The sequence below is a fragment of the Flavobacterium sp. W21_SRS_FM6 genome, from assembly GCF_052119645.1.
Classification (GTDB): domain Bacteria; phylum Pseudomonadota; class Gammaproteobacteria; order Enterobacterales; family Alteromonadaceae; genus Paraglaciecola.
This window is the reverse complement of the sequence record NZ_JBGQOM010000004.1, coordinates 341,705-354,354: the sequence shown is the minus strand read 5'-3', so window position 1 is coordinate 354,354 and position 12,650 is coordinate 341,705. Positions and strand designations below refer to the sequence as shown.

Sequence of the window (12,650 nt, the reverse complement as noted above, 5' to 3'; positions counted from 1 at the left end):
ACAAGTGACTGACAACAGCCCTGTAACGTTAACAAAATAATTACAAATAATACCTGCAGCAGCAGCATTCTGACAGCGCTCTACATACGTATTCAACTTCGCTAGATAGTTAAAAATTCAGCTCTTACACTTGCATGTAAACTGTTAAACTATCGCCGGATGTGTCAACCTACTGATAAAAAGAGAGAAAGAATGAAAATACTCGTAAGAAACTTAGATCGCGAAACCACTGAAGACGAGCTTCACGCGGCTTTTTCTGCCTTTGGTAAAGTGCAATCGTGCAGCATAGTACGTGAAAAAACCAATGGTTTATCGAAAGGTTTTGGTTTTGTTGAGTTACCTAAACCAGGCGAAGCAAAAGCGGCGATTAAACAACTAAACGACAGTTACTTAGGGGCAAACAAAATTCGGGTGAAATACGCACAAAGTCTTAAAGCCGAAACGCCACCCGAAGTTAAGTGATATCAATCCAGCAAAGTTTATCCAGAGTACAACATGAACAAACTACTTACCCTTTCATTTAAAGGACTTGTTGCTGTATTGCCTTTAACCCTTACCTTGTATTTTGTTTATTGGTTTATGGAAGGCACCGAAGGTCTATTACAGCCCTTTGTTCCTCAGCATTTATATTTTCCCGGTTTAGGTATTTTACTTGCCTGCGGCATTATTTTAGTCGCGGGCTTATTGATGAATCTGTATTTCATTAATGGATTGGTTGGCTTTTTTAATCGTCAAATCGAAAAAATCCCCTTAGTTAAATCAATCTATGGCGCAATTAACGACATCATGACCGTCTTCTCTATCAAAGACAAAGAGAACAGTAAGGCGGTGGTATCCATAGAAATTCAACCCAATATGCATTTAATAGGTTTTGTGACTGGTGAAAAAACCGGTCAACAGTTATTTAATGACGAAGACAAAGTAGGCGTTTACGTACCACTGAGTTATCAAATTGGTGGTTACACCTTGTATGTCAAACGCAGTCAGATCACCCCGTTAAACATTGGTGCGGAAGAAGCGATGCGGATCGCCTTAACCGGTGGCGTTAAAGCCGAAAAATAATATCTCATACTTGCTGCATTTAAACAAAGAGGCAGATTAAAATAGTACGCCTCTTTGTATTTTAAGCATTATAAACGCACATCATTCACTACCCAATAGTTCATAATTAATCACCACTACATCCACCACTGCAACTAACGTCACTCGAGCAAGCACTAAAACCACCAGAACATCCACTACAACCTATGTGGCTGGCACAGTAGGCTTCTTTACCTTGATGTTTACAGTTGAGGCGATAATGGAACCCATCACGAATATTGAGCTTGGCATCAATCGCAAACAGCAAGGGCAGCCTACTGGCCTGTTTGGGTGGCAAACCTTCGCGTTGACAGGCAAAGCGCCATGCGGTCTTAATGCCTTTTTGCGCCATCATTGGCGACTTCATGGCCTCAGCTGGGGTGTGATGTAGAAATCGACCAAAGGCTTTACTACAAAATTGGTCGTATTGGCGTGTAAACAAAATAAACTCATGCCATGCCACATCAATCACTTGGGACGGCATGGAGACTGGCTTTCTACCAGCAAGATTACAAACATGAAAATATTCACGTAAGCCTTTGATCACTAAGCGAAGGTCTGATTGAGAAAGTTGTGGGTATTGTTCGCCAACTTTTGTTGAAATACTAAGGGGAAAGCTATACTGCTCAATTAGGGTTAAACGCTTACTCTTCTTATTGAGGACGTAAATTTTGCACCCCAAAATAACACCAGCACCAAGTAATAAAAAATAAATAAAGTGCAACATTGATACGCCTTTTGACTTCCTTGTTTATTTCGTTAAGGTCTTCGTACCGCTTTGCTAAAAGCGAGAAAAATCCACCTCTGGTAGGGATTCAAATCCCGGTTTTGCAAACAAATAACCTTGCATCAATGAACAGCCCGCCTGAGCTAACCACTGCATTTCACCGACTGTTTCAATGCCTTCTACCAAGGCTTTAATACCCAGCTCTTGCAACATATTTAGGGTATTTTTGACAATTATTTGTCTGGATTTATCAATGTTGATATCACGTATTAAGCCCATATCCAACTTTATTATGTCCGTTTGAAAATTGGCTAATAATCCCAAACCTGAATACCCTGCTCCAAAGTCATCAATTGCAGTTTGAAATCCAAGGGCGTGGTAGTACTCAACCACTTTTTTGACATGTTCAGCATCGTCAATTTTTTCAACTTCAGTGAACTCAAACATAATGTTTTCAGTGGGAAAATGATACTGTTTTGCTGCTTCTAGGGTGGTTCTGATGCAGCGCTGTGGGTTGTAAACAGCATTAGGCAAAAAATTAATACTCAACATTGACTTAAGGTTCAATTGTGCAGCCAAAGCAATTGCTTTAACACGGCACTGTTGGTCAAATACGTAGCGGTTTTTGTCATTAACTTGAGAAATAACCCAAAATGCAGATTCATTACTCGGTCCACGGCACAAGGCTTCGTAACCAAAAATACGTTTTTCATGCCAATCAATAATGGGTTGAAAAGCCATTGTAAAGTCAAAACCTAATTCGTCTTTATTGGCACATTGACCACAATTATTGCTTGTTAGTATTTGTGAAGGACTGAGCACTAAAACGCCCCCTTTATTTGTTCATCATTTATTCAATTTAAACAAAATTCTTATTCGTGATATTTTGAAAAAAGAAGGCATGACGAAGTAAAACAGTGTGAGAGATAAAGTTTACCCTAATTAAGTGTTTATCAAAAGAATCGATAATCTACCGAGATAAAAAAAGCGACGAAACTGTCAGCATTTGTCGCCAAATAGCAGTGAAACAACAAATAACTGCCATGGAGCTATTTGGTCATCGTGCACTTCTTCAGACTGGTTTGAATCTTTTAAAAACAAACTGAGTTCCTAGCGTTTGACTATTCCGCGTTGAAGGCCACTTGCAATATTAATGAGAGCCGGCATTAGAATATCTTTGGCAGGCCTTATCTACGTAATGATTTGCTTTTTTTATGCAAAGCTTGGTAATCGGCAATATCGTAATCCTCGGTGAGCAAGGTTCTGACGTTTGACAAAGGCGTGTTGGCGTACTTAGCCGGAAAGAAAGGGCCAAACTAACAGCTGGCTAAGGCCTGCTTTCACATCAAAGAACTCGCTTACTCATCCGTTAGTACAGCCTTATTGCAGCATATTTTAGCACCCACTACATCTAATCTATTGAGCAACTATTAGTTATTGGCTAATAATAAAAAGCCGCTCAATTGAGCGGCTTAACAGTCATACGGTGTTAACTCATTAAGGCATAACCTGAGTCACTGTTACTTTAGGCTGACTTGGATCAGGACCTGAAACCGTAAATTTATAGGTTCCGGTGTTTTCAATGGTCAATTTTAGGTTAGCACCCGAGCGACCTAAGGCTTTCTTGCTATCTAAGGCCACAACTTGATCGTCGCCTAAGGTGCCAAAATCAACCGTAGACCAATCAGCTGAAGCCACTTTAAACTCATAATCACCCGCATCGATGGCTATTTGGGTTTCGTAAGTGCTATTTCCCATATAAGCCACCTCATCAGACTCTCCCCAACCATTAAATGCACCACGAATAAACACGGCGGTCTCGCCAAACATTTTTGCATTGAAAACAGCAATAGTTGGCGCATTGATATCAGCGGCATCAAACAGGAAGGTATAACGTCCATCAGCTGGAATAGTAATAGCAATGTTGCCCCCGCTCCTTCTAGCGTCTTTGAGGTTACCAATGCTCGAAGAGGTATCAGCATCGGCCGCGCCATAATCGACTGTAGACCAATCTGCTGAGGCAATTTTGAATTCGTAATCGCCAGCCGTGATATCAAAGGTCGCCATATATTGCCCGCCGACTTCATAAGACATTGGGTTATTTTCACTCCAACCATTAAACGCACCACGCACAAATACGGTGGTAGGATGGAAAGGCTCCTCGTAATCAACATTGATGATTGGCGCCTCAGTATCACTCGCATCCAAACTGAATTTCAAAGTAGCGTCTTCAGACAAGGATAATTTTAAATTAGCGCCGCTTCGACTTAATGCTTTATCGCTACCTAAGGTAATATCTTGATCGCTTGCACCAAAGTCCACAGTTGACCAATCTGCTGAGGCCACTTTGAATTCGTAATCGCCAGCTGGAACGCTAATGATTGACTCGTACACGCCACTGCCGGCGTAGGTCATTTGATTAACCTCACCCCAGCCATTAAATGCACCGCGAACCAATACGACTGTACTTCCGAACGGCACGACATCCGGCGCGCCAGATGTAGCATACGCCGAGAGTCCTAGCCCTTGTTCACCACTTTGCGCTTTAACAAACACAGCAGTGGTTAAGGCCGGAACGGTAAACGTTCCCTCACCTTCGCCAGGGCTAAAATAAGCACCGCGCACGGTAGGATCGATTGACGATGCCAAGATCTGATGTAATTCAAAACCGCTGGCAGTGGGCACAGTGTGAGAATGTTCTTCATAACTGGAGTTAATAACCACCATCACAGCATCCACCATGGGATCTAAGTCAGGGCGAGTCGCTTCGTCGCTGCTTGTTATGCCATCGTCGATGCTCATGACGATCAAACCTTGGGTTTGACGTTTGCCGATGTTATGAAAACCGATTCGGTCGATAATATCCGCAGCCGTAGTGAGCCTGAATAACGCAGAGCTGCTACGAATACTAAGCAGTTCGTTGAATACCTCAGAGGCAAACTCAATTTCAGTCATACTTGCCGCTCGCTCTGGGCTATTCATGAATTGACCAATCTCTTCCCAACGAGCTTGGTTATCTTGTGCCAAAGGCAAACCGACATTCCAGTTATTGGTGGCCATAGTAAAATCTACATAGCTGAACCAATCTCCAGAATCGTAGGTATTTCTATCCATAGACTTAGAGCGTAAAAAGTCCCCACCTATTTGCAAAAACGGAATACCCTGTGCCATTAAGGGAATGGTTGCGGCAATGTTTTGCGCTCTTACACGTTGAGCTAAAGTCAGATCATCCGGGAGTACATAATTTAATTGATCCCACAGGGTTTCATTATCATGTTTTGACACGTAGTTAATGATATCGCCAGGATCAGTCGCGTAGCCACCTAGAATATTTGTGGTAGTCGCGACATCATTAAAATCTTTCAATACGTAGTTTGTTAAGGTGCCGGCCAAACTCATTTTTATTCTGTCTTGGGCAGCAAGTGCATCGTTACTGGCGTCTTTACTAAAGATATGGCCTTGACGTACGGCCTCTCTGATGCGGTCGTTGTAGGTACCAATTTCAGTTCCGGCCATATTAATTTGCGTGGCTTGCTCGTAACCTCTGTCAGCTTTATTCCAGCCTTCGCCATAAAAATACGTATCCTCATCAACGGCTTTTACCGCATCAAACAAACGGATCATTGTGGCCTTGGTGGCTTGGCTCATAATGTCAAAACGGAAAGAGTCGAATTTATATTGGCTGGCCCATTGAATCAATGAGTCTTGCATTAACTTTTCCATCATCACATTGCGTGGCTCGGTATCATCGCAGCAAGTTTCACGCACGATAGCGCCAGTATCAACTTCATAGCGGTGGTAGTAGCCAGGCACAACTTTGTCTAATACTGATTTACCATTTAGTTCTGAAGCATTAGTGTGGTTGTAGACCACATCAAGGGCAACACGTAAGCCGATTTCATGCAGCGCCATATTCATCGCGCGCATTTCTTTAATGCGTGTTACACCTTCGGGATTAGAGGCATAACTGCCTTCTGGCACATTGAAGTGGTATGGATCGTAGCCCCAATTAAATTGATCAACACCGCGCATTGCTTCGGCTAGCGCTTGGGCTTTACCTGGTTCAGAAATTGAATCATAGCTTGTAAATAATTCTTCTAGCGTCATGTTTTGAGATACTGATGAGTCTTTACAGATATCTGCTGATTGATTCAATCTACAAAGTGCATTTAAGGTACTGGACAGATTAACGGTTTTAGTCACATCTTCTTCGATGGTGGCAATATCATTAGCCGGCAGCATGTGAAAATGAGTTAAGCCTTTCTCGGCTAATTTTTTTAAGTGTTTGACGGGCGCGCTGTCCATCTCAGTGAAAGCGAGGTACTTGCCACGATTGGCTGCACTTGTGCTTTCATCACGGATACTAAAGTCTCGGATTGCACCTTCGTATATAACCGCATCTTCAAAGTTAGCTATGGTTGGAACAGTTTGCGTTTCCCAGCCGTCCGGCTTTAAATCAGCATCATTTAAGTTAACAAATTGAGAAAAACGGCTATTGGTTGATAAGCTCACAGAATAAGGATCAGTAACTAACAATACTTGTAAGCCTTCTGCCTTAGGATGATAAACCGTCACTTCAAAACGATATAAGGCTCGATCAAGCTCGCTACCACCAGTGTAGGTCCAAATACCAGTGTTATCGTCCAAGGTCATCGCTGTTGACGAAGCAAGAGTCTTGTTGGCGTTATACAGATTTAGCTTCACACTTTGCGCTGTCGGTGCCCACAAAGCGGCAGTGATAGTGCCATCGTCACCGTAAATCGGACCAAGTTGCGCTTCATCAGCATCCTCTTCACCGCGGGTGTATAAGTTATCTAATACATTGGCGATTTGGATACCTGTGGCACCATTAATTAATCCTTCACTGTCATACGAGGCTAAGACGGCTTGTGCTTTTAGCACTTGCTTCGCATCCTCAGCCGTCCATTGACCATGAAACGCATGTAAATTCGCAAGGTGAGGCGCAAGCGCTTTTTGCTCATCGGATAGCGTGACTTCTTCTAACTCGATTGCTGTGCCGTTTAAACCAGTTTCAAGATCTACGGCTAAATCGGCGGCGGCGGAGTAATGCAATTTCACGGTACTGACTTTAGTGAAATCTACGTCCCACAATAAGGTATTGGCATCTAACCAATGAGCGGCTTGCCCTTCAATTTTTACTGGTTGAGGTCCAAGAGAAACAATTGGAAATTCAAAAATTGAGGCCTCCCCCGAAAAAACAAAGTTCATGCGTGGAAAAGTAGGATCGTCCTGAGAGAGCGGCATTGTGAAGTCACCCCCGCCCATTTCTTTTTCATCCCCCTTATGAATAATAAAATTACCACAAGCCCCTGGTGTACCGGCGTATCCGGGTTTTAATTCTACTATCCAATACGCGCCATAGTTAGGGTCAACGCCGTTATGTACACGACCGTTGGCCCAATCCGTATCAGAAGCAGCATAGGCATCGCAGGCGCCAGCAACACTCCACGTGTGCAAACGATACCCCTCATAAGAGGGGTCGCCAGCGACATTTGTTGCCCCCACTGCAGCTCGGTTGTAATACAACACAGCTTGGGAGTCAGTCGGAAAAACGCTAGGCGCTGGCGCGGTTGGGTCTGCACCTACAATACACCCATCATTGGTTTCGTTAGGCACAGTAGGAGGTGCACAATTAAATGGCGGCGGAGCTACACACATTGTGCCAGCGGCATTAGGCACCGTTGGCACACTACAGGTTAATAATTGGTTTGAGCCGGATTCGACCGACGAACCACCACATCCTGCTAAAACAACTGCAGTAAATATGAGCAAGACGCGGCTTAATATAAGGGGGTTTATAAACATAGGGGGTTGCTCCGATGTCATGGATAGTTTGCTTAACAAAGCCACACAATTTGGTAGATTTGACAATTTTCTGCCGCTAAGCAGCTGACTAAATGAACTAATAGTTAGAATACTCATAATGAATAGGTCACTCCTAAGAAGTACTGAGTACCAAAAAATTGAATGGTCCCTGTTAAGTCTTCTTGTCCAAAATAGCTACGGGTAGGTTCATCGGTTAGGTTATTGATTTGAAATACTACACCTAGGTTTTCATTGATGTCGTAGGCCGCTTGCAGGTCCACCACTACTTCAGAAGCAAAATTAACAGTTTGCTCGTTTACAGCCACTTGCTTAGAGACAAACGCATCTCGATAACGGGCACTCACTCGTGTTTCAAAACCTTCGTACTCCCAAAAAACGGTGGCCTGAGCCACATTTTCCGACAAACCTGGTAGCTGAATTGAAAATACTGAGTCGGTCAACGTGCGGGTGATTTCACTTTCAGTGAAGGAGTAACTGGCGTTCATACCGAGGCCTGACCACGCCCCAGGTAAAAAGTCGTAAATTTGCGTATAGGTCAGCTCGAGACCGCGAATATAACCGCCGCTAGCATTATTTACTGCCGTGTCATAGCGACCATTTTCAGTAGGAACGATTACCGATAGCGGATCCCCATTCTCATCCCTTGCTCTTACTGGCGTGGCGCCTGGCGAATCGGCCTCAACAAATACGGGTACCGACACCTCAGTAGGTACCACAAAGCCATTACCAGCAAAGTCATAAGGTTCGAGTGATATGTCGTCTACAAATGATTTAATGTCTTTATAAAACAGAGCTGCGACAAAAGCGCCGTCAGTTTCGGTAAAGTAATATTCATAAGACACATCATATTGGTCAGCATAAAACGGCCGCAAGTATGGACTGTTGCGGCTGTTACCATTGATTTTAGCTGTTGGACTAGACAGGATGATTTCACCGGTGTCAGGGTTTTGACTCGCACTTACAGTTTGAACGTTAGTAGTTGTGTTAGCTGCAAAGCGGTTGATAGGTGCGCGCCCCATCACTTTTGCCGCAGCAAAACGCAATTGCTGGCTTTGCGTTAAACGGAAATTTAAATTTAATGAAGGTAGATAGTCGGTGTAAGTATCGCTTAATAGAGCTGGACGAAAGAAGCTATTAATTAAACCTGCATCATCAGTGATATATTGTGCGCCGCGCGTAGGGTCGCCAACGGTGACTTCAACTTCATTACCACGCTCATCAAAAACGGTCTCGGTGGTACTGACATCTTGTAGCGTTGTTGAGCTTTGGGTTGACTCAACACGACGAATTCCAATATTACCGGTGATAGGCAAACCCGCGATTTCAGTGTCGATATTGGCCATCAAATAAGCGGCGGTTACTTCTTCGAATACGTCGCCACTCTCTTGCATCGACCAAGCCGTATTGGGCCCTTCATTGCCGGTTGGGCTGTTAATCACGCCGGGATGACCCACCCCCCAAGTTTGCACAGGCTGCGGAATGCCAGAAGGAAACCAAGCGCTCAAGGCTTTGTCTAAATCAATGGATAAATAATTAGGAAAATATGCAAATTCACTGCCCCAACCTACACGATTCACCATATCGTCAGTCAAGCGTAGCGGTGGTTGGCTAACTGAAAAGGCAGAGTCGTTACCGTATTCAAACACCGACCGATCGTTATTGTATTCTCGATCAGAGTATCTGGCGCCAAATTCAATAGAAGAGATAAAGTCGTTATCAAGCTCGTACTTCACGTCAAACCGATACGCTTTAAGTTCATCTTTATTTTTAAAGGGGTAAATACCGTACCTACTGACCATAACTCGGTCTATATCACTGAATGCGTCGGCTTGATTAAATGCTAAATCCGGTAAGTTGAGGCCATTTAACAAATAAGACAAAGAAATGTTTTTATCAAACTGTGGATTGGTAGCAGTAGCGTCTTCCCCCACTAAACTCCATAACAAGCCATTTTGAAAATCACTTTCAGCCTTGGATAAACTCACATCAAAGGTCATGCTCAGGTTATCAGTTGCTTGCCAGTTTGCCTTAATTCCTGCACTAAAAACTTGATCACTGTCACGGTTATCATCATTGACTAACTCAACACGGGTAAAGCTACCTGAAGTGCGATTGAATGCGCCGCCAATCACATGATTATCTTTAATCACGGGATTGGCGATAGACACCTGACTGCCACCTAATTTTACCCGAAACCCGCGCGCAAACTCCTCAGATTCAAACTTAGATAAAAACACATCTGTTTTAAGTGTGAAATTATCGGTGGGCGCCCATTCAAGGGCAGCCATATAACCGTCTCGGGTTTCAACACCACCTTGGTGCTGCATTTCAAAACCTTCGCTGATTTTCTCATAACCCGCGCATGGCTCTGTGGCCAAACAGGTAGCACTGACGTTTTCAATATCACCGGCTAAACCATCAACATCGGCTTCGGTGTTATACGCTAAGCCAATAAATTGAGTTGATACACTAGGCTGGTATAAACGCGCGTATCCTAAGGCTAAGCCTAGTGTTTCGTCTAAAAACTTAGTTTGATATGACACACTAAAACGATGGCCATATTGTTCTGCGTCAGAGACTTCACTGGCGCGATCGTTGTACATGCCTCGGGCATTGATATTGAACTTGTAATCACCGTCGATACTTAAGGGACTGGCTGTTTCTAATTCTACCGTACCCGCTACACCGCCTTCAATTAAGGATGCTTTTGGCGATTTATACACTGCAGCGGAGGAAATAAGTTCTGAAGGATATTGGTCGAATTCAATAGAACGGGAACCACTGGTGGACACTTGTTCACGTCCGTTTAAGGTTGAAAAAACAAAGTCCCCTGACAAACCGCGAATGTTTATTTCGGCAGCTTGGCCACCAGTACGTACCGCAGAAATGCCTGGCAAACGCGTTAAGGCATCCGCCATCGACACGTCAGGTAAGCCCCCCAAGTCATCCGCAGAGATCTGCTCTGATACGGTATCGCCAAAGCGTTTTTGGTTTAATGACTGAATTAAGCTAGTAGCAAAGCCCCTAACCTCAATTTTCTCAATTTCATCAGAAGGCGTTTCGCCTGAGAGTGGTTTTATCTCAACGTCGGCTTCCTGTGCGTAAACTGGTAGATTAATAATTGCCATACCACTGGCAACCAACGCTGCCGTTATTAAACTGGGTCTAAATTTTTTCATTTACGTGTCCCGTTTCCGTTATTGTCAGATGGTCGTCGAACGCGAAAAATTCCCCGAACCGCAACCACCCCTATTTTTCTAACGGAATATTAACGCCCAGTTAACAAGTGCAACAACCTCGTGCATACGTATTCAATCCCTGCATACGTATGCAGATGAAAAGGGTAGGAAATGTGTTTGTGATGCGTCCGCCCTACTCTTCTTGAATAGCTGAAAAGGGAGTAAAAATAGCAACACAATGAAGAAATTAACCCTCACCTATCGGCTCAAACCATGAGCGAGCGGCAACTATAGACGTTCAAGATTATGTTGATGAGCACGAAAGTTGAGGGAGCAGCCGTGTAAGAAGGACTTAATTTTCTGGTCTACATACAAGTCACCAGTGCCAGGCTGTTTATCAGCTATCGGGGGGAATGCACCATATCCTGCCAGTAAACAATGCCAGGATACCGTGCCAAAATGGCTTTCTATGTTTTGGCGTTTTATCTCTTGTTCTAAATCTTCACGTCGATACCATACTTCTAACAATTGAATTAATGATTCAGATAAATGCGGGTTGTTGCGATTTGCACGCCAATACTCAGAATCATTGCGAGTATTTATTTTATAATGCGCCACGATATAGTCTCGGACCCGCTCAAACCGCTCGGTTACTTTTTGATTGTACTGGGCTTGGAATTGTTGGGTAAAATTACCAGCACTAAAGTCATCGATAAACATCTCGATGCATATTTGCACCAAATGCAAAGCGGTGGCTTCGAGAGGCTCAATAAACCCCTGTGCCAAACCCAAACCAACGCAGTTATTCTGCCAATGCGTCTCTAAACATCCTACTTTCATTTTTAAATGACGGCAATTGTGTTCGTTTTCCATCATATTGAGATGTTGACGCAATTCAGTTTCAGCTTGCTCACTATTAATAAAATCAGAGCTATATACATAGCCATTGCCGAATCGATTGGTCAATGGAATTTTCCAGCACCACCCGTTACTTAGCGCCGTTGCAGTGGTTTCAACGGGAATAGCTGAACTGATTGTACTGGGCATAACTACTGCTGCATCATTGAACAAATTATTGTGGTAAGACTTGAACTTCACCCCTAATTGCTGTTGCATGAGTAAACTCGAAAAACCACTGCAATCAATAAACAGCTCTGCACTTATTCGCTCGCCGTCAGTACATAGTAAGTGTTTTATATCACCGTTAAGCTGTTTTTCGATGCCTGAAATAAAAGCTTGTTTATGTATCACACCCAATTTTTTTCCGTGCTCTTTTAAAAAATCACCCAATAAATAAGAGTCAAAGTGATAACCATATTCCATCCTAAATGGAAAGTGATCCGGTGTAATGGGTCCTTTATTTTGTTGGGCGAGCACTCCATTTAATAAAAAATCAGCGGGACTGGTGTGAGTAGCTAATCCTAAACGCCGTGTGCGGCAATTCATAAAAAAAGCACCTTGAGAAAAGGTATCTAATTGTGAAATAAAAGGATGACTGTAATCATCAATACCCGACTGAGGACTCCAACCGGCAAACTTAATATTTACTTTGTAAGTCGCATTGCATCGACTCATCCAATCAGATTCAGCAATGCCCAACATTTCAAAAAATCGTTTTAATGTAGGAGTGGATCCCTCACCTACTCCTACTATGCCTACTTCAGGAGACTCAACCAACACTATTTCGATGGGTTTATCAGTCCAATGATGTGCAAATAAATTTGCTGCCATCCACCCTGCAGTCCCACCACCGACGATACAAATCCGCATAAACAATTCCTAGAAACACGTTGGTCACAAGCATACTAAAACCCACA

7 protein-coding genes are annotated in these 12,650 nt (G+C 43.4%); 2 read left to right on the top strand and 5 right to left on the bottom strand.

Translation table 11 applies throughout. The features are described from left to right. The first annotated feature begins 192 nt into the window (after window positions 1-192). Window positions 193-462 carry an RNA recognition motif domain-containing protein gene (locus ACEN2L_RS09575; protein ID WP_306022563.1) on the top strand — a complete coding sequence of 90 codons (270 nt, stop codon included), beginning with the start codon at window positions 193-195 and terminating at the stop codon, window positions 460-462. 33 nt (window positions 463-495) lie between these two features. Further along, window positions 496-1,062, top strand: coding sequence for a DUF502 domain-containing protein (locus tag ACEN2L_RS09570; RefSeq protein ID WP_306022562.1), 567 nt, complete (start codon window positions 496-498; stop codon window positions 1,060-1,062). Window positions 1,063-1,168: 106 nt separating this feature from the next. On the opposite strand, the gene ACEN2L_RS09565 is transcribed toward ACEN2L_RS09570, so the two are convergent. The 5 genes from ACEN2L_RS09565 to ACEN2L_RS09545 all read right to left on the bottom strand — a co-directional run bounded on the left by ACEN2L_RS09565 (window position 1,169) and on the right by ACEN2L_RS09545 (window position 12,603). Continuing rightward, on the bottom strand, window positions 1,169-1,807 hold the full coding sequence (locus tag ACEN2L_RS09565; protein ID WP_441743430.1) for a glycine-rich domain-containing protein: 639 nt from the start codon (window positions 1,805-1,807) through the stop codon (window positions 1,169-1,171). Between the two features lie 54 nt (window positions 1,808-1,861). After that, a complete protein-coding gene (locus tag ACEN2L_RS09560) occupies window positions 1,862-2,629 on the bottom strand; it encodes an EAL domain-containing protein (RefSeq protein ID WP_441743429.1) in 768 nt (255 codons plus the stop codon). Between the two features lie 675 nt (window positions 2,630-3,304). Beyond that, window positions 3,305-7,633 (bottom strand): alpha-1,6-glucosidase domain-containing protein, encoded by a 4,329-nt coding sequence (locus ACEN2L_RS09555; protein ID WP_441743428.1) that lies wholly within the window; start codon window positions 7,631-7,633, stop codon window positions 3,305-3,307. 113 nt (window positions 7,634-7,746) lie between these two features. Next, window positions 7,747-10,833, bottom strand: a complete 3,087-nt coding sequence (locus ACEN2L_RS09550) for a TonB-dependent receptor (RefSeq protein ID WP_441743427.1) — start codon at window positions 10,831-10,833, stop codon at window positions 7,747-7,749. A gap of 288 nt (window positions 10,834-11,121) precedes the next feature. Next, window positions 11,122-12,603, bottom strand: a complete 1,482-nt coding sequence (locus tag ACEN2L_RS09545) for a tryptophan halogenase family protein (protein WP_441743426.1) — start codon at window positions 12,601-12,603, stop codon at window positions 11,122-11,124. Between the last annotated feature and the right edge of the window lie 47 nt (window positions 12,604-12,650).

What these genes read in the sequence shown, in the direction of transcription:
- ACEN2L_RS09550 (WP_441743427.1), bottom strand. Translation starts at nt 10,833, where the DNA reads ATGAAAAAATTTAGACCCAGTTTAATAACGGCAGCGTTGGTTGCCAGT.
- ACEN2L_RS09570 (WP_306022562.1), top strand. Translation starts at nt 496, where the DNA reads ATGAACAAACTACTTACCCTTTCATTTAAAGGACTTGTTGCTGTATTG.
- ACEN2L_RS09545 (WP_441743426.1), bottom strand. Translation starts at nt 12,603, where the DNA reads ATGCGGATTTGTATCGTCGGTGGTGGGACTGCAGGGTGGATGGCAGCA.
- ACEN2L_RS09555 (WP_441743428.1), bottom strand. Translation starts at nt 7,633, where the DNA reads ATGTTTATAAACCCCCTTATATTAAGCCGCGTCTTGCTCATATTTACT.
- ACEN2L_RS09575 (WP_306022563.1), top strand. Translation starts at nt 193, where the DNA reads ATGAAAATACTCGTAAGAAACTTAGATCGCGAAACCACTGAAGACGAG.
- ACEN2L_RS09565 (WP_441743430.1), bottom strand. Translation starts at nt 1,807, where the DNA reads ATGTTGCACTTTATTTATTTTTTATTACTTGGTGCTGGTGTTATTTTG.